Raw genomic sequence first — 22,581 nt, 5'->3', positions numbered from 1 at the left:
TTCATTGATAAGCGGGGAATAAAGTAGTTGTTCAAATACGTTACCCAGTATAGGTATGTATGAATAAGGAGGATAACATAAACATGAAGAAAACAGATATGAAGGTTTTTGAAGAGCTTGAATCCGAGGTACGTAGTTATTGCCGCAGCTTTCCAACCGTTTTTACGAAAGCAAAGGGCTATAAGATGTGGGATGAAGCCGGGAAGGAATATATCGATTTCTTCTCAGGCGCCGGTGCGCTGAACTACGGTCACAATGATCCATATATGAAAGAGAAATTAGTCGAATATATTCTCAGCGACGGTGTTACCCATTCACTTGATATGGCCACAGCACCGAAGGCTGAATTTCTTGAAACCTTCAATAATGTAATCTTAAAGCCGCGAAACATGGAGTATAAAATTATGTTTCCCGGCCCGACCGGAACGAACACGGTAGAGAGCGCCTTAAAGCTTGCCCGCAAAGCAACCGGACGCACGGATATTATCAGCTTCACGAACGGCTTTCACGGGATGACAATCGGTTCTCTCTCTGTTACGGGAAATTCATTTAAACGAAAAGGAGCCGGCGTACCGTTACAGCATGTCGTGACAATGCCATATGATAACTTCGTCTCCGACAGCCTCGACGATTTGGAATACCTCGAGCGCTTCCTTGAGGACCGAGGCAGCGGTGTGGCGATTCCAGCCGCAATGATTCTTGAGACCGTTCAGGGCGAAGGTGGTATAAATGCGGCCCGCTTCGAGTGGCTGCAACGGATTGAAGCGATTTGCAAACGCTGGGACATTCTGCTTATCGTTGATGATGTTCAGGCCGGTGTCGGTCGTACTGGAACATTCTTCAGCTTCGAGCAGGCCGGAATTAAACCGGATATTATTTGTCTGTCAAAATCAATCGGTGGTTACGGAACGCCGCTTGCGCTCACCTTGATCCGTCCTGATCTGGATATTTGGGATCCAGGCGAGCATAACGGAACATTCCGTGGTAACAACCACGCCTTTGTCACCGCCACCGCGGCATTATCGTACTGGAAAGATGACACCCTCGAAAGAAACGTTCAGGAAAAAGCCAAAGTCATCAAAGCGACCTTGCAAAAGCTCGTCGATATGTACCCGGAAATGAAAGGCGAGGTTCGCGGCAGAGGCTTCATGGCCGGCGTCGCTTCGGAAATTGAAGGATTCGCTTCTAAAGTCTCAGCCGAAGCATTCCAGCGCGGCTTAATTATGGAAACATCGGGACCTGAAGATGAAGTCTTTAAGCTCTTCCCGCCGATTAACATTGATGACGAAGGGCTGGAAAAAGGCTTGCAAATTCTTGAGGAAAGCGTCAAATCCGTAGTCGGAGCCAAGGAGCTTGTCGGCTCATAAACGGACTGCTACACGCCACACTAAAATACGAAACAGACATTGATGGAGGTTATCATAGATGAAAGTAGTTGCCCTAAAAGACATTATCGGAACAGAGCAGGAAGTAAAAGCAGACAACTGGACGAGTCGCCGCCTGCTTTTAAAGAAAGACGGCATGGGTTATTCAGTCCACGATACCATTATTAAAGCCGGAACGGAAACTCATATTTGGTACCAGAATCACCTTGAATCCGTATACTGCATTGAAGGCGAGGGAGAAGTCGTCACCTTAAAGGACAATAAAGTATGGCCGATCAAGAAAGATGAAATTTACGCCCTTGATCAGCACGATGAGCATCTTCTCCGCGCAAAAACCGACATGCGCATGGTATGCGTCTTTAACCCGCCAATTACCGGGGCGGAAACGCACGATGAAAACGGCGTGTATCCTGTCGTTGAGGATGAGTAAGAAAAGAGCGCAATTTAAGAGGAGCCTGAGATAAGAAAAGGGATACCACCTTTGTCTCAGGCTTTTTTTTTAAAAAAAAGCCCGCACCGACTAAAGAAAGCCGACGGGACTGGACAGTCATTAATGGACATAAAGCTGCTGAAAGGTCAGGTCTTCTTTATCGACCCCTATTCCTTCTAAAAAGTCAAATACGTCCTGAAAAGAAGCGACCGGATACTGGGTTTTACACAGATGACTCGTACGATGAAGATCACGTACAAACTTACGGTCCTTGCCGATCTTCTTCTCCATTTTTATTAAAATGTCGAGCACTTCCTGATCTTTCTCAAAGGTCACATGTCCATCACTTTCATTAAAGTACACAATTAATGGAACCTGCGTATATGGATGAACAAAATGCGCTTTAAAAAGATTCATTTTCCCCCTCCTCATTTTCTTTCTCTTTTCACTATACAAAAAGCGGCAAAAGAATCAAGACATTTGTTCATTTTATCCACTCCTCTCCCTTAATCTGTTAAACTAAAAAGAAAACAAGCAGCTATGTAAGAGTAGGAGGAAAAGATGAAGTACACAATTATTACAGGCTCATCCAGAGGACTTGGACAAGCAATTGCCACACAATTACTGACAAAAGAAGCCCAAACTTTAATTTGTATCTCCCGCAACGAAAACGAGGAGCTTAAGCAGGCTGCCGGACAGCACAACATCGGCTACCATTTCTATGCTACCGATTTAAGCAATGTTGCGGCCCTTCCGGCGTTAATGGACGAAATTTTTACCACCATTCAACTGGAGGAAGCAAAGCAAATTCATCTTATCAACAACGCCGGCCTGCTCGCTCCCGCCCGCCCATTAGAGCGAGTCGAGAGCGATGAACTTCAAAAAAACGTAAACGTCAACCTCGCGGCCCCAATGCTTTTGACCGCTGAATTTCTCAAGCACACCGCAAACAGTCCGGCAGACAAACGCATTATCAACGTTTCCTCCGGCGCCGGCCAACGTCCGATTTACGGCTGGAGCTGCTATGGCGCAGCGAAGGCTGGACTTGATTTATTCAGCCGCAACGTCGCCGTCGAACAAGCCGAAGCCGCTCACCCGGCAAAGATTTGCTCCTTCGGCCCGGGTATTATGGACACGGCGATGCAAGGAGAAATCCGCTCAATCGATAAAAATGATTTCATTCATGTCGATACGTTCCGCCGCTATAAGGAAGAAGGAAAGCTGCTTGCTCCAGATCAGGTCGCCAAAGTGATTGTCGATCTGCTCGAATCAACGGATTTCCCGGACGGCAAAGTGACCGACGTCAGCAAATATCTCTCTTAGCTTTTCATAGCGTCTAACCGGTGCGAACCCCAAGCACACATCAAAACCCCGGATCACTCGCACCAAAAAAAGACTAAAATATGAAAAAATATGTAACGCTAAACGAGATTATGCTATTCTATTTCCAAGAAAAGTTAATAAAAAGGACTCATCAGCACTGTTTTCCTTTATTTAGGGGGAAATGGGCTATTGCACTCTTTGTGGAGTGCGTGGATTGAAATAGGCGGGAGCGGGACAAGTGGTTCGCCGTCATCAGCATCGCACTCTTTGTGGAGTGCGTGGATTGAAATAATGAAGTAACTTTGATGCAATGGGAGCAGGGAATCGCACTCTTTGTGGAGTGCGTGGATTGAAATTGCTCCGATTCGCGCGTCATTTGTGAGAGCAGCAATCGCACTCTTTATGGGTGCGTGGATTGAAATGTTAGATTGCGAGGCTACGGCTTTGATTGGTCCCAATCGCACTCTTTGTGGAGTGCGTGGATTAAAATACGGAGAGGGCATCGACTTACTCGCTAAGCCATCGATCGCACACTTTATAAGGTCGTCATTGATATATCGATAGATAGCTGGATCTCATGCTTTTTCCCCGCTCACTTCCCCTCACTCAACCAAATAAAAGCAACCCGCCGCTTAGAAAAATGCGGCGGGTTGTATTTAGTGGCTATGTTCTTCCTCTTTTAACAAACGTAAAAAAGCGCGATAGGCCTGGTCAAGATAAATGTCTTTTCGATGAATGAAAAAGAGATCGACTGTCTGCTCGTCAGGAGAGAGCGTATGAATGGTGAGCGCCCCTTCATTGATCTGCTGACTGGCAAGAGCCTTTGGAAGTATCGCCATACCGAGTCCGGCCTCGACGCAATGCAAAATCGCCTCCAGCGTACTGAGTTCCAAGCGGTTGCCTGGAGACATTTGATTTGACTCGAGCCAGCGGTCGAGTCTTGTTTTATACGGACAGTTGGGGCGTGTCAAAATATTCTTCGCACTTAGCTTAATGTCTTGCTTGGGATTGGTAATGATTACGAGCTCTTCTTGGTAGATTGGAATGGCTTCCAGCTGACTGTCTTCAATCGGCCCAATGACGAAGGCTCCGTCAAGCTTATGCTCCAGCACATCCTGAACGAGCTGTGTCGTTAGCGCAACGCGCAAGGATAGCTCGACATTCGGGAATTTTCCATTATAATTGACCAATAGCTGCGGCAGCCGGGCTGCTGCGGCTGTTTCATTTGTTCCTAGGGAAAGCGAGCCATGAGGCTCGTCTGAATCCTGGATCGCTTTTTTGGTTTCGTTAACAAGCAGCAAAATTTCCTCCGCTTGCTTTACTAATAATTTCCCCTTTCCCGTCAGACTGATGCCGCGGGGATGACGGTAAAACAGCTGTGTGTTGAGCTCCGCCTCCAGCTTTTTCATTCTTGCCGTCACATTCGATTGCACATAGTTCAGCCGCTCGGCTGTTTTCGTAATGTTCTTTTCGGCGGCGAGCGTTTTGAAAATAAGTAAATCCTTAATATCCATTTTCGCCTCCCTTCCCTTTTTCCATCAAAAAAAGTGATTGAATTTTTCAAAATAAATCATTTTTAATTATATAGTACACGCGATAGACTGTACGTAGCAAGCTATTACGATATGAGGTGATCAGTAAATGAATGATTGGCAGAACCTTCAGCAGGCAGGACTTACTAAGCAATATGCAGCTGTAAACGATGTGCGGCTTCACTATGTGGAAGCAGGGAAGCAACATCATCAAACCGTCGTGCTTCTACATGGCTTCCCGCAAAACTGGCTGATGTGGCGTTACCTTTTTCCTGAATTAATAAAGCGCTATCATGTAATCGCCGTCGACTTAAGAGGCTATGGCGATTCGGAGAAACCGAAGGGAATCAACGGCTATGATAAAGGGACGATGGCGCGGGATATTTACGAATTGCTCACTTCGATGCAGCTAAAAAAAATCGCGCTTATCGGCCATGACCGCGGCGCAAGGGTGGCAAGACGCTTTGCGCTGGATTATCCCGATACTGTCGCCGCGCTTAGCCTTATCGATATTCTTCCGTTAGAGTTAATTTACGATCAGCTTTCCGTTTCGGAAGCCGCGAGAAAATATTGGCATTGGACGTTCCAATTAGTGCCTGACTTACCTGAGGCATTAATTGAAGGCCGTGAAGAAGTTTATTTACAGTTTTTATTTAACCGTAGCCCTGCACTGGTCGCGCAATTGAAGAAAGAGGGTGTGTGGCAGGAATACCTCCGGGCTTGGAAGGAGCCGGGCGGTTATCAGGCCGCGCTAAATGACTATCGCGCCACCTATGAAGTCGATTTGCCAAAGTACCGGGCTGATCGTCAGGCACAGCGAAAGCTGACACAGCCTTGCCTGTTATTATGGGGCGATCATGGAAATTTAGCTGGTCATCCCGTACTCGATTACTGGAAAGAGGTCGCAACGACCGTTAGCGGGAAAGCGATTGCCGACTGCGGTCATTATGTACCTGAGGAGCAGCCCGAAGCCGTTCTCCAGGAGCTATTACCGTTTTTACAAAACTTTTTTCATGAAGGAGAGTCATAGAAATGAAGAAGATTAAGGTAGCAAGTATCCCCGGTGATGGAATCGGGCAAGAGGTTGTGCCAGCGGCCGAGGAAGTATTAACGGCAATTGCTGAGCTCCATGGCGGACTCTCGTTCGAATTCACCCGTTTTCCATGGAGCTGCGATTACTATACAGAGACCGGGAAAATGATGCCCGATGACGGTCTTGAACAGTTGACCGATTTTGACAGCATCTTTTTAGGTGCTGTCGGCGACCCCAGCGTCGTGCCCGATCACATTTCGTTATGGGGGCTGCTGCTGACGATTCGCCGGGAATTCGAACAGGTGATCAATGTCCGGCCGGCCAAGCTGTTAAACGGAGTGCGCTCTCCTTTAGTAAATCCAAACGATTTTGACTTGATCGTTGTACGGGAAAATAGTGAAGGAGAATACAGTTCAGTAGGCGGCGAAATCTATCAAGGTGGGGACCAAATCGCCATTCAAAATGCGATCTTCTCCCGCAAAGGGACGGAGCGGGCGATGCGCTACGCCTTTGAATTGGCGAAAAAGCGCAGCAAAAAGCTGACAAGCGCGACAAAATCAAATGGTATTTTTCATACAATGCCGTTTTGGGACCGGATTTTCAGCGAGATATCTCGTGATTATCCTGACATTGAAACGGATTCACAGCATATCGATGCGCTGGCCGCCTTTTTTGTCACTACGCCGCACCGGTTTGACGTCATCGTGGCAAGTAATTTATTCGGCGATATTTTGACCGATCTTGGCGCAGCAATCATGGGCAGCGTCGGGATCGCTCCTTCAGCAAATATTAATGTCAATGGCAAATACCCATCCATGTTCGAACCAGTACACGGCTCAGCTCCAGATATTGCCGGTAAAGGTCTGGCCAACCCGATCGGGCAAATATGGACGGCGAAGATGATGCTCGACCATTTTGGCGAGGAAGAGCTAGGCTCAACATTGCTCAGTACCATTGAGTCGCTTCTCGCCGATCAAATCACCACCCCTGATCTCGGCGGCACCTTCTCGACAATTGAAGTGACGAATGAACTGATTGCCCGATTAAGGAAGCTCGGGTAAGACATCCTTCCTTCTCCTGATGCCAGCAGTGGTGCCGGGTTCACACAAAGCGGCTAGGTCAAAAGGTTGTTTTTCCCTTTTGCCCAGCCGCTACTAGCTTTGTCTACCCTCTTACGGCACTTCATGGCCGAGCGAGCTGTGGAGAATCGCAAACCATTGGTCAAGGGTGAGCTCATATTGCAGCGCTTGGATTGCTGCTTGAATCCGCTCCTTCTTCTGCGTGCCGATAATCGGCATTGTTTTAGCCGGATGGCGTAAAGTCCAGGCATAGGCGACCTCGTCAATTGAGCCGGCGCCAATCTCCTTCTGCACTTCTGTTAATGTTTCACGGACGCGGACTCCTTTTTCGCTCATATCTGAAAAAAGCTTGCCGCCGGCGAGCGGTGACCAGATCATCGGAGCGAGTCTGTTCTCCAAACAAGCATTCAATGTGCCGTCCTCGATGTTTTCCAAAACAAGCGGAGAAAGCTCGACCTGATTGGTCACCAGCTTTTCTGACACATACGATTGCAGCATCGTCAGCTGATCGCTTTTGAAATTGGAAACACCAAAGTATCGCACCTTCCCGTCCTTTTTTAACGTCTCAAATGCTTCCGCCACTTCCACCGGATTCATCAGCGGATCAGGACGGTGAATGAGCAGAACATCAATATAATCCGTTTGCAAATTTTTAAGCGACTGCTCCACTGAGGCTATAATATGGGACTTGGATGTATTATAATGATGCGTTTTATGTGCCGGCCGCTGTGGCGAAGGCAATACTATCCCGCATTTCGTGACAATTTCAATTTTTTGCCGCAAGGATGGCTCCTTGGCAAGAGCAGCTCCAAACAGCTCTTCACATGTATAGCTTCCATAAATATCGGCGTGATCAAATGTTGTAATGCCCTGCTCATAAACGTACTTCAGCAGATCAAGTGTCTGTCCGCTTGATTGCTTCCAATTGGCCAGCCTCCACAGCCCGTACACGAGCCGTGAAAAAGACAATTCTTCGGCCAGCTTTATTCGTTCCATGCTTATTCCCCCTGTTTGCTTCGTAAATAGTGTTCAATCAATCTGAAAGTCTGGGTACGGATTACAGCTTCTTCATTCAAAAGCTGGTGCCTGCCACCGTCCATCAACACATAGGTGCTCTTCGGATAATGGGTGATTGCCCAGCTTCTTCCGTACCGGCCATCGACTGTGCGATCCCTATCACCTTGTATCAGTAAAAAAGCGAGCGCCTCTTTAACCGGTTGCCCTTCGTTTTCTCCGTCAATCATTTGCTTCAACGCCATTAGCCAATCAAGGGGAAGCTCCCTTTCCTGTAACGGATCGCTTTTCGTAAAGCTCAAGTAGGCCTGATCTTCGGAGTTTTTTGTGAAGACCCGCTTCAGCTTCTTTATATAGCGTTTGCCAAGCGCCAGCCCGATCGTTGAGAGCCGCCACATAAACGGCCGCAAAAGCGGCGCAATCAGAATAACCTTTTCAAATGCCGCTCTCCGCCGCTGCCAATAATGCAGCCCGACCGTTGCCCCTGTACTGTGGCCAAGCAGATGGACAGGCTGCCTGCCGGCGAGAACCTGTTCGTATACGCAATGAAGATCATCCTCATACTCCCGAAACTGCTTAACCGTTGCCCTGTCTCCTGTCGAAAGACCGTGTCCGCGCAGATCAAAGCCGACGACCGTATAGCCCTGCTCCATTAAAAAGTGAATCGTCTTCGACAGGGAACCGAGATGGTCGAGATAGCCGTGAAGCAGTAGCACTGTTTCCTGCTTCCTCTTCCCCTCAGGGATGAAGCGCTGGACGAAGATACGTTGCTCTCCTGCTCTAATATAGCCGCATTGATAGGTGCATTGATTTGCCGACAAATGATAGAAAGCCCGATATTCGGCAATCGCCTCAGCCAGCTCCGGCTGTTCCTCAGCAAATGCCGGAGACATTGATCTTATCCTGTTGAGTGACTGTTTCAGCATATCCATGTCCATAAAGAAGCTGTTTGCCTCCGCTCTTATGTATTTTCGATCCTGAAGCCGAAGGAGGTTTCCATCATCTGCTGCCATAATCCTTCCTTACAATCGTACTAAAACAGCAATAAAAAGAAAAGGCGCTGTCCGCCAAAGCGTGCTTGCCCGTCACCTCAGGCCCAAAACAAAAAAGATTTACAGACAAGTCGTCCAACCTGTCTGTAAATCCTTAGTCTCCATTAATAAAGCCGCTTCGTGTAGCTTTCTTCAAGCAAATCGGCAACATCTTCATTTGGAATTTTTGCGTGGGCGGATAAAATGTTGGCGGCCGATGGCAATGCTTCTTTCTCAAGCCAGGAGTCGGCATCCCACAAGCCTGAACGCTTAAATGCTTTGGCGCAATGAATAAAGCATTCTTCCACTTCCACACCAATTGCTAAAAGCGGCTTGCGCTCGTTCACTTTCATTTTATCAAGGAGGTCTTCATCCTTCACCAAGGTCGCCTTCCCGTTGACTCTCAGTGTTTCTTCCATCCCGGGTATAATAAAAATCAGCCCTGTTCTGGCATTTGATAAAATATTGCGCATTGAGTCGATCCTTCTGTTCCCCGGTCTTTCCGGGATAATGAGATGCTTATCATCGAGAATATAAACAAATCCCGGCTGATCTCCCCGCGGGGACACGTCACAGAAGCCTTCCTCATCAGCTGTCGACATCAGCAAAAATGGCGATTTGGAGATAAACTCCTTGCAGTGGCTGTCCAAATGAGAGATCACCTTGTTCTTGACCAGCTTACTGGGAATCCCGACAATTTCGCGAAGCTCTTCCTCGGAATCAATCGTCTGACGAAATCGTTGCAAAGCCATCCAATTCCTCCCCTTCATTCTGCTTTTTGCTAGTTCATCATGATTATTACACTGTCTACTCCCTTTATTATAAAGGAAAAATTTCGTTTTTTTCATTTAAAAATAAAAAAGACGGAATGTGTCAAAAGGAAGCCTTCCTTTTTCACACACCCCGTCTCAATTTTAGCCGTTCACTTTCAGCTTTTTCTTAAACTGAGTAGCGACGATTTCGAGCAAAATCGCGATGATGAGAATAAAGTAAGTAATCGTGCCGATTTCGCGAATGTCGAGATAGAAGGTACTTGCCATGAACATGTCAAAGCCGATTCCTCCGGCTCCGGCGGCCGCTCCCATCGCCACCGCGACGGCGAAGTTGATTTCAAAGCGCAGGAACGTCCAGGAAATCATATAGGTGAGGGAGGACGGAATGACAGCCTGGAAGATAATTTGCCAGAAGCTGGCCCCGCTCGCCTTCAGTGCTTCAACGACTCCTTTATCAAGCTCCTCAAAGGATTCGGAATAGGCTTTCACCAGGTAACCGACTGAATGAAATGTCATGCCGATTACGGCGGCGACACTGCCGAGCCCTGCGGCGATCGCAAAAATGAGCACCCATAGCACGGTCGGTACCGCCCTGATAAAAGCAACCATCCCTTTAATGACAGCCGAGACCCGTTTGGACGTTAAATTTTCAGCGGCCAACAGGCCGAGAAAGACCGCGATAATCGCCCCAAATAACGTCGTTAAAAAGGCGAGACCCAGTGTAATAAACACCTGGTAAAAGGCATGACCGAACGTAAAATGCTGAAAATGCGGTTCCAAAAACATCGCCTTCAAGTTTGCCAATGTGATCAGCATCGCTTCGATAAAATTAATTTCCTTGTAATCAAAGCTGAAAAAAGCATAGACTGTCAGGAATGCCAACGTCAACAGTGTCAGCCGGATTACAATCGTTGATTTCGTCATCAGCTTCACTTTCAGACGTTTACCGGAAGGCAGCAGCGGCTTTTCTCCAATCGTTTGCTCCTTTACATCCATTATAAAATCACTCTCCTTACATAATTAGATACGGTTTCAATAAGGAGAATGGCGACGACAATCGCAATGACGACAAGAGCGGCAATATCATAATTCAAATTTTTGTAATATAAGTTAAAGGTAAATCCGATACCGGAGCCGGTTAATAGACCAATCAGCGTCGCGCTGCGGACATTCGTTTCAATTATAAAGAGAACCCAGCTGATCATTTGCGGAAGACTGGACGGAATGACCGATTGTGCAACGATCGAAAAATAGCTTGCCCCAGTCGCTCTTAATGCCTCAACCGAACCCCCGCTAACTTCATCAATCGTTTCGACGAAAGATCTTGTTAAAAAGCCGAACGAAGCGAAAAACAGGGCGAAGTAACCGGTTAATGAGCTTTGTCCAAAGGAAAAAAGCAAAATCATCGCCCAGGCCGCCACATCAATATTCCGAAAGACCGTCGCAATTCCGCGGCAAATACTTCCGAAAAACGCATTAACTCTGGTCGTATTGGAGCCCAGTACTGCAAACAGGATCGCAAATACCGCGCCAAGCGTTGTCGCCGCGATTGATACGAGCAACGTTTCAATTAAGCTGTTTAAAATACTTGGCAGACGGACTAAAGATTCCTGAGTCGGATGGAAATTCCCCAGCATCCATATAATCGCTCTTGGAAACGATTCAAAGCCACTGATAACATTGTACTCGGTAATGATGATTGCTCCGAACGTGATCAACCCTAAAATCAGCATAAATCCGAGAGTATTTTTTCTTTTACGGGCAAAGAAATCAGCTTGCATGGATGCCTCCTATATCAAAGATTAAATCTTCAGCCTCCGAGCCGTAAATTCTTTGAAAGTCTTCTTTCGTCATCTCTTTCGGCGTTCCATTAAAGACAACTTGGCCTTTGTTAATGCCGATAATGGTGTCCGAATATTTGAGCGCCACATCCACCTGATGGAGGTTCACCAGCACAGTGATCCCCATCGTTGTCGAGATTGTCCTCAGATGATCCATAATCGTTTTCGCGGAGTTCGGATCAAGCGAGGCAATCGGCTCATCACACAAAAGCATCCGCGGATCCTGGACGAGCGCCCGGGCAATGCCAACGCGCTGCTTCTGCCCGCCACTTAGCTGATCAGCCCGCTTATAAATGAAATCCTCCAGCCCAAGTATTGATAATATTTTGACCGCCTGCTCTTTCTCCGCCTGACTGTAGAGTCCGAGAACACCTGCTAAGGTCGACTTTTTCCCGAGGGTGCCATGCAGTGTATTTTCAATCACGCTCAGGCGATTGACCAAATTATAATGCTGAAAAATCATCCCGATTTTCGTCCGAACCTTCTTTAAGTCTTTCTTTTTGACATTCATGACGTCGATATTGTCAAAGGTAATCTCTCCGTGCGAGGCATCAATCATTCGATTGATACAACGGAGGAGAGTCGATTTCCCCGCACCGGATGGACCGATGATGGAAACAAACTCCCCTTCATTGACGGAGAAGCTAACATCAGATAATGCCTTTGTATCATTTCCAAACTGTTTGGACAGATGATTGATTTCCAGTAAGGCTGTCATAGTTAACTCTCCTCTTATTTCAAATTAGTTAGAAAGCTCGCGAATCGGATCGAACCATGCATCCTCGACTTCAATTAAACGCTCGTCCGCTGTTTTTGAAAACAATCCGGAGATGTCTGAATCAGCAGGAGCGAAGATTCTTTCATTGTTCGCGACTTCATCAGACGTCATCACTTCAAGCAGCTTGGCCTGCATCTCTTCATCAATATTGTCTCCATTAATAACAAATGGCGCATTTAAAACCGGAGTGACGGAAATCAAAATGAACTCTTTACCAGACACCGTATTGAACGGCTCAACAGCGTCCTCTCTTACTCTGTAAATCGAACCTGGGCGGTTTTCCTCGCCTTCAACCAACTCGACGTAGTTATTTACACATGTATCACAAAATGCCGCAACATCGACATTGCCCGAAAGCAAATTGACCGCTGAACCCTGGTGGGAACCGCCATACAGTACATCGCTAAAGAAATGATTGTCGCCACCTTCAAGCAGATCATCTGGCGTCAGATCTTCAAACCCAGGCTGCTCGGAAAAGTAATCAACAATTCCAGTCGAAGGAACCCGGAAACCGGAAGTTGAACTGTTTGAAACAAATGAGAATCTCTTTCCCTCGATGTTGTCAATCGCGAACTCATCACCATTTTTATACTCGTCAGCATTTTCGACTTCAACAGCAAGCCAGCTATAGTAAATAGCGTCATCCAGCGTCCCGGACTCACCAGATGGTACGACGAGCGGGTGAACCTGGTCATTTCTATTTTTCGCTTCAATGTACCCTACCGCTCCAAGGTAAGCCATATCGGCGTTTCCGTTAGCAATCGCCTCGATCGCGATGATATAATCAGTGGTCGTTTGATGTGTAACTTCCGCGCCCGTCTGCTCTTCGATAATTCTGCCAATCTCATCACGTGTTTCAGTTAGATCGGTACCCGATTCGTTCGGAAGCCATGCAATTGTAATGCTGTCCTGACCTGAAGTGCCTGAAGAAGAACAACCAGCAATGAATAACAAAACAAGCGTCAGTACGTATAACAATGATTTTTTCATCATAAATCTCCTCACTTTTTTAGTTTCCCATTTCTACTATAGCTAGCTATTGTCAATCTACTATTAAGCCGATATTAGTAATTATTAAAGATTAGTAAATTTGGTAGAATAAGAGAAAACACCATTTTGCATGTTATACTCGCGGTCACATAAATGGTTCATAAACTCAAGATCATGGAAAATTCCGAGAATTGTCGTTCCTTCATTCATCAGCTGTTCAATCAGCAGCTTGACCTTCATTTTCGAGTCCTGATCGAGACTCGCCGTCGGCTCATCCAGAAGGAGCAGCCGCGGCTTTTTCACCATTGCCCTTGCAATATTAAGTCTGAGCTTCTCACCTCCCGAAAACGTAGTTGGATAGCTGTCCCATAAGGGCGGATCTAATTCAAAATGAGCGAGAATCTTTTCTGTTTCCTTTTCGGCAAACTGCTGCTGTTCACCCATTTCCAAAATCGCCTGCTTCACCAGCTGCCGGGCCGTCGTTCTTGGCATCACATTTAAAAACTGTGAGACATACCCAATTTCATGCTTTCGCAAATAAAGCATTTGCCGCTCGCTCGCTTCGGCGAGATTAATCGGTCCGAAAGCTTTGGACTCATACAAAATACTTCCCTGGCCGATTCTGTATGTGCCATAAATGCACTTTAAAATCGTTGATTTACCGCTTCCACTTTTGCCGGTAATTCCGACAAATTCGCCTTCATTTACTTGAATATCAATATCGCTGACCGCCCGGATATGCTTGCCGAGATTATGAAGGTCAAATGATTTCGATAACTCTTTAATTTCCAGAAGAGCTTGCACTTGCTCACCTACTTTCCTATTCTTTTCCAGCCTCGATAAATGATGAGAGACTCGAGCAGGTTCTACATCCGATAATTTGTTTTTTGAATCAGCTTTCCATCGACGAAAACACTCGTTATAACCGGAAACTGATCGCTGATTCTTTCGATGATGAGCAGATCGGCTTTTTTTCCTTCGACGATTGAGCCGATGTCATGATCCATTTTCACCGCCTTGGCCGGGTTAATCGTGACGAGCTTCATCATGTCCGCCAAATCCAGGCCATATTTGTCGACCAAAGCAAAGATCGAGTGAAGCATCGCCGCCGGATAGTAATCGCTGCACAGAATATCAATCGACTCTTTCTGAATCGCTTCCGCCGCGCAAAGATTTCCACTATGCGAACCGCCGAGTAACACATTCGGGGCCCCGGCAATCGTATACATCCCGAGTTCCCGCGCTCTTTCTGCCACCTCCAGCGTGATTGGAAATTCACTAATCGTCGCCCCGAAGCTGTGAACAAGCTCCAGTTTTTCAAGCGTATCATCATCATGTGAAGCTACCGCAATCCGGTGTTCGTGAGCAAGCTCGGCGATTTCCTTCATGCTCTCCATCGAAAGCTTTTCCTTCGTCTGGTGATTATGAATCATCACGTCAATCGAGGCGTCGCTCACATTGTTATAGCTTTTTACCGTTTGGCGATATATTTCCAAGTGACGGTATTGCCCTTGTCCCGGAGTATGGTCCATAAAGGAAACTAAATGTACTTTCTTTTCAGCGATGTAGCGCTTTAGATTATCAACCTCCCCGATGTTATCAATCTCAAATCTGGCATGAAACCGATGGCGGACGAGGTGCTTCGTCTTATGGCTCTGTGCAATTAAATCGATAAATTTCCGGACATTTTCCGGTTCACGAATCGGCTTGTATTCATACTCCGTTCCTTTAAAAAGCGACAGAGAGTGAAACATTGTCGTAATCCCATGCCCAATTAATTCCTTCTCTGTTTCTCTTAAACTCAAATCAAAATCGATCAGCGATGTCGGGCGCGGGGCGGCCATATGCTCAATATAGTCAGAATGAATATCGATAAAGCCCGGGGAAACAAAACCGCCTCCAGCATCAATGATCTCCATTCCCTCGCTGAATTTGATCTCCCCAATTGGAGCAATTCTCGAAATTCGATCATCCTCAATTAAGAGATCATAGCCGTGCAACACCGTATCCTCGGTGATCAATCTTCCATTTGTGATTACGTACACATGCATTTCCTCCTCACCATCAGAATGTTGGCCGACATTAAAGCAGAGAGTGGACCAGTTGCTGGGTATAGCCGTGCTGCGGGTCCTCCAAAATCTGGTCGGTCAAGCCTTGCTCAATCACCATTCCATCCAGCATGACGAGCGTCCGGTCCGCGAGCATCCGGATCACGCCTAAATCGTGGGAAACGAGGACCATACTAATGTTCAGCTCGCGCTGGAGACTTTTAATTAAGTCGAGAACACTTGCCTGGACGGACAGGTCGAGCCCTGTTGTCACTTCGTCCAGCAAGAGCAAAGGCGGATTGTTGGAAAGCGCCTTGGCAATTTGCACGCGCTGCTGCATCCCTCCCGAAAAATTCTTCGGTGCTTCTTTCCGGCGATGAACGGGAATGTTCACCTTATTAAGCAGCTCCGCTCCCCTGTCTTCCATCATGCCGACGTCACGGCTGCCTGCCGCGATCAGCTTCTCGGCAATATTGCCGATTGAAGAGAAATTCATTCTTAAGCCCAAGAGCGGATTTTGATAGACCTTTCCCATGATGTGATTGCGAATATAGCGCTGCTGCTGGGAGGACTGCTCAAACAAATTTGTCTCGCCATTTTCAAACGTGCTGACAAACGCTTCGCCGCTCGTGACTTCCTGATCAAAGTATAGACATTGCATCAGCGTTGATTTCCCACTGCCACTTTCCCCGACAATCCCGAGTACCTCACCGGGAAAGACGTCAAATGAAACATTTCGGCAGGCGTAGACCGTTCCGCAAACCTGGCAGTGATTTTTCACTAAGACAGCCGAATGTTCGTCGCGGCAATGCTCGCAGCCAGGTCCATACTGCTTATGTAAATTCCTCACCGATAACACCGGAACTTCAAATTCAGTCATTCATTTCACCTCAGCCGCATTTAATTTTTCAAGACAGTAGCTCGTGTCATTGCATTGGTAGACTGCCTCATCAGTCGCCTCGTCAAACAACTCATCCAAGAAGACTCCCGTCGAGCCGCACAGGCGGCATTGCTTGTCCTCAAAGGTTTCCGGAGCAAATGGATAATCGTCAAAATCGAGTGAAACAACCTTTGTATAAGGCGGGACAGCGTACACTTTCTTTTCACGCCCGGCCCCAAGCAAAATAAGTGCGTCACTTTCGTTCATTTTCGGGTTATCAAAGCGTGGAATCGGGCTCGGCGCCATGACATAGCGTTCATGGACGAGAACAGGATGGTCGGCCCCGGTCGTCATGCTGCCATATTTCATAATCTGTTCAAAGAGCATCAGCCACGCTCCACTGTATTCATGTTCGGCATGGAGCTTTTTCGTGACGCTTTCGCTCGGCTCATAATAGCGCAACGGCTCGGGCAGCGGTACTTGAAGGACGAGAATCTGCTCACTCGTCAGCGGCACTTCAGGAATTCTGTGCCTCGACTGGATTAGCGTCGCCTCCGCTGTATGTTCGGTCGTCTCCACGCCTGTTGTATCGACGACGAGCTTTTTAATATTGACGGCATTAACCGATTCATCGGAGCCCTGGTCAATCACCTTTAAAATATCCTTCCTGCCAATTAGCGAAAGCGTTAACTGGAGGCCGCCGGTGCCCCAGCCTCTGCCAATCGGCATTTCACGCGACGCAAATGGAACCTGATAGCCCGGAATCGCGATCGCCTTAAGCGTTGCGCGGCGAATCTCACGCTTTGAACCTTCATCAAAAAAAGCAAAATTATAGGCCGGATTCATCAGCTTCTCACCTCTGGCTTTTCGTCTTTTTTTGTCCTCCGCACACTGTCGAGCTTTGATTGGAACGTCACATAATGCGGCATTTTAAGGTGCGAAATGAAGCCGGTCGACTCTACTGAATCAATATGATAGAGGACAAATTCTTCATTATGACTTGGAAACTCATCATTCGGGTGTTCGAGACAATAATCTAAAATACCGATTGAAATCGCCTTTGTCTCATTTTGACCGAAGCAAAGGCCGTAGCCGATTTCAAACTCCATTTCCTTTTTTCCATATTCCTTCTCAACTGTGACCGGCATCAGCATTTCGACTTCTGTCGCCTTTACTTCGCCGATATAGTAAGCATCCTCTTCGTCCTCACTGTCCGCTGTCGGATGGTTGATCGTAACCGGCAGGTACCCGATGCGAAGCTCGCCGACGGTTGGATGCAAATCCCCATAGCCGCGGATGACCGAGTAGGCAAAGGACGTGACTGCCCCCGTTTGTCCCCTTGTTAATATTTGCAGCCTTTGGCTTCTCGTCGATGGAAACTCGAGACTGTCACGGGTAACATCATCCGGCTCCTGATCGTTATTGTCACATGGAGGGAGCAAGCCTTCCTTGCGCAAATAATCAAGCACTTTCGGCAAGGTTTGAACAGTGGTCGTCTCTACCCCGAGGATGCTCTCACTGCTGTATTGCCGCAGCCATTCCCGCACGCTCTCATCGCTTTCCTCCAATAAATGAAAATCGAGTAGCCGGTGGGTATAATCGGTTGTCGCTCCGAGAATTTGACCACCCGGAATATCTTTGAAGCTGGCTGAAATCCGGCGCTCAACCCTCATGTCGTTCGATTCGATTACTCGTGAATAATGCTTGCGTGGGACCGTCGAGCGGTACGCCCTTAATAGAAAAACCGCTTCCTCCGGACTGCCTTCCGCCTGCTTGAGCGCAATCGCTGCCAATGTCTCGTCGTACAGACTGCTTTCCGACATTACCTGATCAATCAGTCCGCGCATCCCGGCTTTTATTCTATCGATCTCAATTGTTTTTCCCTGCTGCACCCGTTCAAATTTCAAGCGCTTAATCGACTCTTCAATCGCCTGTGTTCCGCCTTTAACTGCTACATAGCCCATTAGACGACCACCCTGTTTTCCGTAATTTGTGTTGTGCGCGGCAATGACAAAAGCTGATGTTGCTGATCAATAAAGATGAAGTCAATCCCGAGCGGATATTCCCTGTTTTTCGTTTTGCGGAGTTCGAACCATTCTTCGTTTGCTTTGACATCAATAAATGCTGTTGATCGAATGCCGGGACCTTTTAATTGCCAGGTTTGATTATTCGTTACCTCTTCGACCTCCACAAGGAGGGTTGCTGACGTATGCGGATCTTTTAACGTACCCGACTTCGCCTGCATGATGGCTTCCTGCAAAGCGCCCTCTTCCGCATCCTGAAGAATTAAGATGTAATCCGCCTGCGCGATGTCAACCGGCTTGGCATATGTGAATTGATTAATGATTCTCGAAATAACTTCCGCTTTTTGAGACATGACGGTGAATGTCACTTCCTGATCGAATAACGTTAATGCCAGCAGTAAGAATGACACCGGGCAATCATTTTTGCCATCTTCCTCAAGCAAAGCAACTTCCTCCGCCAAATCAGCCAGCTGTCCCGGCCGTGAAGTAGCATTCACCACTTTTCGATAAACAGTCTGGATATCATGAATATAATCAAATGTCACTCACTATCCCTCCTTACGAAATATCCATCGTTTCAAAATTCACCTTTGTTTTCAAAATCGATTTCCTCTCTGTTGCTTTAACGTCAGCAATGGCTTGTTCCTCATTAGCAAGCAGAGCGTCCCATTTCATTGTTTCAGGAACATTTGCTTGATACGCAGCATCAATGATCGCCAGATGCCGCGCCAGCTCCGGCTTGTCCCCGGTCACAATGCCGATGCCAACCTTTCCTTCCACTTGTACCTTGCATTCGGTTACTAGCACTTCCCCGGGATAAAACAGGCTTTTTTGCGACGTTTCCCGGACTTTCATCATCACCAGGCCATGTTCCGACTCCTGAATGACTTTCACTTCATAGTTTTCAAGAATGGTTGCAGCCATTACTTCTGCCAGAGTCGGCGAGCCTTTTATTAAAATTTCAGTTCTGCGTCTTCTTTTCATATAAAGACCTCCGTCGAACGTTTTGCTTGACAACTTTACTGTATCTTGTTGCCAAGTGCGCGCACGTTAAAGAACAGTGAAGTTTGTATCGTTTTTGTAAAACGTGTTAAGACGAGGGAATTTATCAACGAATCACACTTATTCCGAAAGGATCCCGTTGACTTAAGTAAAGAAAACACCATACTATTAAGAAAATTAAAACAGCAAAAGGTATGGTTACCCCACAGGGTAATAAGACGACAGGCTTTAACAGCATAGTAGAAAAAGGGGACGATATAATGGCAAAAGTTTATTCATCCATTCTCGCGAGTCACGAAGAATTTATCCGCAAGCAACGAATGTTTTTTGTCGGTTCAGCTCCATTATCCGGGGACGGACATGTCAACATCTCACCAAAAGGATATAATGTCCTGAGAATTCTTTCGCCGAATGATATCGCGTATTTAGATTTGACAGGGAGCGGAAATGAAACGAGCGCTCATCTAAAAGAGAATCACAGAATCACCTTTATGTTTGCAGCGTTTGAAGGTCCTCCACTTATCTTACGCCTTTACGGCAGAGGGGAGGTTATATTGCCAGGTACTGCAGAATGGGATGAGCTGGCACCGCATTTCAACATCCTTCCCGGCGCCCGGCAAATTGTGCGAGCCCGAATTGAAACAGTAAAAACATCTTGTGGATTTAGCGTTCCTTTTTATTCATACGATGGCGAGCGGGATACCCTTCATCAATGGGCCGAAAATAAAAGCAAGCAGCAATTAGAGGACTACCGCCAAAAGAAGAATTCAGTCAGTATGGACGGAATGATCACGCCACTCGGTGAACGTAGCGGGGAGTGATAACCAGGCATTGAAAAGCTTGCTGCATAAAAAGAAGGCTGGTCAAAAGGTGATTTTTCTTCACCTTTTGACCAGCCTCACTCTCTTTAAATAAGATACGTAAAGCAGTCGCTGCGGTACATGATCTTTGAATATTCGAGGACTGTACCGGATTTTCGGTCTGTACAGCCTGATTCCAGCTGCAGAAGTGGCACGAGGCTTGGCCATTGTAAGAGGTCTCTTTCCTTTTTTGTTGGAAATGAAACGCTGAGCTGACTTTTCATCGGCTCAAACTCCGTATAGCCCTGCTGCCGGTAATACTGAAAAACCGACGTAATCTTTGTTCCTTCCCGGTCAATATTGGAAAAAGTAGATTGCGATAAATAGGACGTATGAACGGCTATCGGATAGCCCTCGACGATCCGCAGCCGGCTGATTTTATAAACCGTCTCTTCTTTCTTCGCCCTGAGGACATGATAGATGAAAGAATCATAGGGGATCATGTCGCAGGCCAGATTCCTCGTTTCAAAATCGTAATGCATCTCCCGCATCTTTTCACTAAAGCTCGTATCCCCGGTCAAAATGAGGGGGATTTGCAGCTTTTTATTTTGCACATAGCTGCCTTTCCCCTGGACAGAAAAAATATAGCCGAGCTCCTGCAAGCGTTCATACGCTTTACGCACCACGATTCTTGGCACGTTACAATCATCTGCCAGCTCATTTTCCGACGGCAGTTTGTCGTTAGGTTTATAGTTGCCTGCCTGAATTTCCGCAATCAGCCGATCGACCAGCATCGCTTTTTCGGACATTTTGACATTGCTCCCTTCGAACCTGCTTTTACCCGACAATCTTCAATTACGAAGCAACTCATTTCTGATCATGTCTGCCGTCATCAACCATGCCTTTTCAAAAAAGCTTCAAGATCATTAAGCTCTTCAAAATGTTCCTCAAGCTTTTCTCTCGTCCAATCCCACCAGGCTATTTCAAGCAATTTCCCGGCGACCTCCTCTGAAAACCTTCTTTTAATCGGTCTGGCGGGAGAGCCGACAACGATTGTATAAGGCTCGACGTTTTTCGTGACAATCGCGCCGGAGCCAACGACCGCACCCGTGCCGATTTCAACACCCTTCATAATAATCGCCCCGTGTCCGATCCAGACATCATGACCGATTTTCACCTTGTGAGTGCGGCGCCAGTCAAACAGTGCCTCATCGTCGCTTTCAGCAAAACGATAATCAATCTTCCGGTATGTCATATGATGCTGAGTGACACGGTCCATCGGATGCTGAACAGGATTTATGCACACATGGGAAGCGATGGAACTGAACTTGCCAATCTCGGTATAATTAACAGTCACATCCTCCATCGTATAGGTGTAGTCGCCAAAAGAAGATTCGATTATCCGGTTATTGGGACCAATGGAAGTCCATTCTCCGATCTCACTCCTGATAATTCGGCTCGACTCTTCAATACTGGGCAATGCGGAAAGCTCTTTTTCTTTTTCCGTTTGATTAATAAGCACCATATTACACACCCAATCTTTCTTTTCTTAATTTAAGTGACTCAATTGCTTCGATCCCCGGGCTTTTGCTTCCTAACAGCACCGGCGCTTCCCCATATGAGCCATGAAAATCCGATCCGCCCGTCATAACAAGGTCGTACTCGCCGGCGAGCTTCGCCGCCTGTTGCTCATGCTCTTCTGTATGCAACGGATGCCATACCTCGATCCCTTCTAAGCCCGCTTCCACCAATTCCAGAACCATCTCAAAATTGCGATATTGGCCAGGGTGAGCAAGCACTGGAACACCCCCCGCCAGCCGAATCACCTTAACCGCCGTCTTCGCCTCAATATAGTTCATTGGAATATAGGCAATCCCTGGCTCTTCTCCGTTCTGTCCGCGGCTGAACAGCTTTTTATAGAGCGGACCATATATAGAATCGGTATATCCCGCTTCAATCAGCGCCTGCATAATATGCTGCTTGTACACGCCGGTTCCTCCTTCGGCCAGTTCCAGACAGCGCTCCCAACTAATCTCATAGCCGGCTGCCAGCAGGCGCTCCACCATTTTCCGCGAAGCCCGGTGTCTTTGCTCCAGCAGCGGCTGACAGAGCGCATCGATTTTCCAATGGCCAGGTTGAATGAAGTACCCTAAAATGTGAACGCGTCTTTCTCTGCTAAAGTCATAACCGGAAACCTCAATTCCTGGAATCACTTCGATTCCCAGCGCTTTACCCGTTTCTATCGCTTCTTCAAGTCCTTTCGTTGTGTCATGATTCGTCACCGCCAGATGGGTAACTCCCTGTTCAAGCGCCAGCTCCAAGACAGCTTCGATTGAAAGCGGACAATCCGAAATATTCGTATGGCAATGGAGTTCTACTTTCATGGCAACCTCCTTGTGGCAAGTCTTTCTTCTAAAATACCTTGGCACCAAGTATGAAAGGTTAATAAACCGTTAAATTCTTTTTAAGGAATTGTTAACGCGAAAAAAAACTTAGACGGAATAAACAACACCAATCGCAAAAGTGCGTTATAATAGACGTATAAACTATATTGGTTGGTGTTTATTTATGCGTACAAAGAATAGATTAAATCCGGATGAGTCTCAGTATTATAGTCC

Annotated in this window: 25 protein-coding genes; 6 read left to right on the top strand and 19 right to left on the bottom strand. The window is 47.0% G+C overall.

Features of this window, described 5'->3' with window-relative positions; all coding sequences use genetic code 11:
* The first annotated feature begins 83 nt into the window (after positions 1–83).
* On the top strand, positions 84–1,367 hold the full coding sequence (ectB, locus tag M3212_RS15750) for a diaminobutyrate--2-oxoglutarate transaminase (protein WP_251194933.1): 1,284 nt from the start codon (positions 84–86) through the stop codon (positions 1,365–1,367).
* Positions 1,368–1,425: 58 nt separating this feature from the next.
* Positions 1,426–1,815: an ectoine synthase gene (locus tag M3212_RS15745; RefSeq protein WP_251194932.1), complete on the top strand. Its 390-nt coding sequence runs from the start codon at positions 1,426–1,428 to the stop codon at positions 1,813–1,815.
* A 120-nt stretch (positions 1,816–1,935) separates the two neighbouring features.
* Here the strand turns inward: M3212_RS15745 and M3212_RS15740 are convergent, their stop codons facing one another.
* Positions 1,936–2,232 carry a hypothetical protein gene (locus M3212_RS15740; protein ID WP_251194931.1) on the bottom strand — a complete coding sequence of 99 codons (297 nt, stop codon included), beginning with the start codon at positions 2,230–2,232 and terminating at the stop codon, positions 1,936–1,938.
* 144 nt (positions 2,233–2,376) lie between these two features.
* On the opposite strand from M3212_RS15740, the gene M3212_RS15735 reads away from it, so the two are divergent.
* Entirely contained in the window at positions 2,377–3,138 is a 762-nt protein-coding gene (locus tag M3212_RS15735) for a (S)-benzoin forming benzil reductase (RefSeq protein WP_251194930.1), read from the top strand.
* A gap of 656 nt (positions 3,139–3,794) precedes the next feature.
* On the opposite strand, the gene M3212_RS15730 is transcribed toward M3212_RS15735, so the two are convergent.
* On the bottom strand, positions 3,795–4,652 hold the full coding sequence (locus M3212_RS15730) for a LysR family transcriptional regulator (RefSeq protein ID WP_251194929.1): 858 nt from the start codon (positions 4,650–4,652) through the stop codon (positions 3,795–3,797).
* A gap of 127 nt (positions 4,653–4,779) precedes the next feature.
* On the opposite strand from M3212_RS15730, the gene M3212_RS15725 reads away from it, so the two are divergent.
* Both M3212_RS15725 and M3212_RS15720 read left to right on the top strand, forming a co-directional pair.
* On the top strand, positions 4,780–5,700 hold the full coding sequence (locus M3212_RS15725; protein ID WP_251194928.1) for an alpha/beta fold hydrolase: 921 nt from the start codon (positions 4,780–4,782) through the stop codon (positions 5,698–5,700).
* A 2-nt stretch (positions 5,701–5,702) separates the two neighbouring features.
* Positions 5,703–6,764 carry a tartrate dehydrogenase gene (locus M3212_RS15720; RefSeq protein ID WP_251194927.1) on the top strand — a complete coding sequence of 354 codons (1,062 nt, stop codon included), beginning with the start codon at positions 5,703–5,705 and terminating at the stop codon, positions 6,762–6,764.
* A gap of 111 nt (positions 6,765–6,875) precedes the next feature.
* Here M3212_RS15720 and M3212_RS15715 read toward each other — a convergent pair whose 3' ends face one another.
* The 14 genes from M3212_RS15715 to phnG form a co-directional block, all read right to left on the bottom strand.
* The gene (locus M3212_RS15715; RefSeq protein WP_251194926.1) at positions 6,876–7,778 is read right to left on the bottom strand and encodes an aldo/keto reductase; all 903 of its coding nucleotides are present in this window, start codon (positions 7,776–7,778) and stop codon (positions 6,876–6,878) included.
* A 2-nt stretch (positions 7,779–7,780) separates the two neighbouring features.
* On the bottom strand, positions 7,781–8,689 hold the full coding sequence (locus tag M3212_RS15710) for an alpha/beta hydrolase (protein WP_251194925.1): 909 nt from the start codon (positions 8,687–8,689) through the stop codon (positions 7,781–7,783).
* Between the two features lie 263 nt (positions 8,690–8,952).
* Positions 8,953–9,579, bottom strand: coding sequence for a pyridoxamine 5'-phosphate oxidase family protein (locus tag M3212_RS15705; RefSeq protein WP_251194924.1), 627 nt, complete (start codon positions 9,577–9,579; stop codon positions 8,953–8,955).
* Positions 9,580–9,741: 162 nt separating this feature from the next.
* The gene (locus M3212_RS15700; RefSeq protein WP_251194923.1) at positions 9,742–10,596 is read right to left on the bottom strand and encodes a PhnE/PtxC family ABC transporter permease; all 855 of its coding nucleotides are present in this window, start codon (positions 10,594–10,596) and stop codon (positions 9,742–9,744) included.
* The gene (locus M3212_RS15695) at positions 10,596–11,381 is read right to left on the bottom strand and encodes a PhnE/PtxC family ABC transporter permease (RefSeq protein ID WP_251194922.1); all 786 of its coding nucleotides are present in this window, start codon (positions 11,379–11,381) and stop codon (positions 10,596–10,598) included. The genes M3212_RS15700 and M3212_RS15695 overlap by 1 nt, the downstream gene beginning before the upstream one ends.
* Positions 11,371–12,159: a phosphonate ABC transporter ATP-binding protein gene (gene phnC / locus M3212_RS15690; RefSeq protein WP_251194921.1), complete on the bottom strand. Its 789-nt coding sequence runs from the start codon at positions 12,157–12,159 to the stop codon at positions 11,371–11,373. The genes M3212_RS15695 and phnC overlap by 11 nt, the downstream gene beginning before the upstream one ends.
* Positions 12,160–12,183: 24 nt before the next feature.
* Complete coding sequence (locus tag M3212_RS15685; protein ID WP_251194920.1) at positions 12,184–13,209, bottom strand: PhnD/SsuA/transferrin family substrate-binding protein; 1,026 nt, start codon at positions 13,207–13,209, stop codon at positions 12,184–12,186.
* 84 nt (positions 13,210–13,293) lie between these two features.
* A complete protein-coding gene (locus M3212_RS15680; RefSeq protein WP_251194919.1) occupies positions 13,294–14,013 on the bottom strand; it encodes a phosphonate C-P lyase system protein PhnL in 720 nt (239 codons plus the stop codon).
* Between the two features lie 62 nt (positions 14,014–14,075).
* Entirely contained in the window at positions 14,076–15,254 is a 1,179-nt protein-coding gene (gene phnM, locus M3212_RS15675) for a phosphonate metabolism protein PhnM (protein ID WP_251194918.1), read from the bottom strand.
* A 37-nt stretch (positions 15,255–15,291) separates the two neighbouring features.
* Positions 15,292–16,137 carry an ATP-binding cassette domain-containing protein gene (locus M3212_RS15670; protein WP_251194917.1) on the bottom strand — a complete coding sequence of 282 codons (846 nt, stop codon included), beginning with the start codon at positions 16,135–16,137 and terminating at the stop codon, positions 15,292–15,294.
* The gene (locus M3212_RS15665; protein WP_251194916.1) at positions 16,138–16,983 is read right to left on the bottom strand and encodes an alpha-D-ribose 1-methylphosphonate 5-phosphate C-P-lyase PhnJ; all 846 of its coding nucleotides are present in this window, start codon (positions 16,981–16,983) and stop codon (positions 16,138–16,140) included.
* A complete protein-coding gene (locus M3212_RS15660) occupies positions 16,983–18,101 on the bottom strand; it encodes a carbon-phosphorus lyase complex subunit PhnI (protein ID WP_251194915.1) in 1,119 nt (372 codons plus the stop codon). The genes M3212_RS15665 and M3212_RS15660 overlap by 1 nt, the downstream gene beginning before the upstream one ends.
* Positions 18,101–18,706: a phosphonate C-P lyase system protein PhnH gene (phnH, locus tag M3212_RS15655; protein ID WP_251194914.1), complete on the bottom strand. Its 606-nt coding sequence runs from the start codon at positions 18,704–18,706 to the stop codon at positions 18,101–18,103. Before phnH ends, M3212_RS15660 begins: the two co-directional genes overlap by 1 nt.
* Positions 18,707–18,719: 13 nt before the next feature.
* Complete coding sequence (phnG, locus tag M3212_RS15650; RefSeq protein WP_251194913.1) at positions 18,720–19,145, bottom strand: phosphonate C-P lyase system protein PhnG; 426 nt, start codon at positions 19,143–19,145, stop codon at positions 18,720–18,722.
* Between the two features lie 278 nt (positions 19,146–19,423).
* On the opposite strand from phnG, the gene M3212_RS15645 reads away from it, so the two are divergent.
* Positions 19,424–19,984 (top strand): pyridoxamine 5'-phosphate oxidase family protein, encoded by a 561-nt coding sequence (locus tag M3212_RS15645; protein WP_251194912.1) that lies wholly within the window; start codon positions 19,424–19,426, stop codon positions 19,982–19,984.
* Positions 19,985–20,070: 86 nt separating this feature from the next.
* On the opposite strand, the gene M3212_RS15640 is transcribed toward M3212_RS15645, so the two are convergent.
* From M3212_RS15640 to M3212_RS15630, 3 genes are all read right to left on the bottom strand, one after another.
* A complete protein-coding gene (locus tag M3212_RS15640; RefSeq protein WP_251194911.1) occupies positions 20,071–20,772 on the bottom strand; it encodes a GntR family transcriptional regulator in 702 nt (233 codons plus the stop codon).
* Between the two features lie 83 nt (positions 20,773–20,855).
* Complete coding sequence (locus M3212_RS15635) at positions 20,856–21,488, bottom strand: DapH/DapD/GlmU-related protein (protein WP_251194910.1); 633 nt, start codon at positions 21,486–21,488, stop codon at positions 20,856–20,858.
* A gap of 1 nt (position 21,489) precedes the next feature.
* Positions 21,490–22,347 (bottom strand): PHP domain-containing protein, encoded by an 858-nt coding sequence (locus tag M3212_RS15630; protein WP_251194909.1) that lies wholly within the window; start codon positions 22,345–22,347, stop codon positions 21,490–21,492.
* Between the last annotated feature and the right edge of the window lie 234 nt (positions 22,348–22,581).

The organism is Halalkalibacter oceani, from assembly GCF_023715705.1.
In the GTDB taxonomy this organism is placed as follows: domain Bacteria; phylum Bacillota; class Bacilli; order Bacillales; family Bacillaceae_D; genus Halalkalibacter; species Halalkalibacter oceani_A.
Note: the sequence above shows the minus strand (reverse complement) of the source record. Positions and strands in the feature narration are given on the sequence as shown.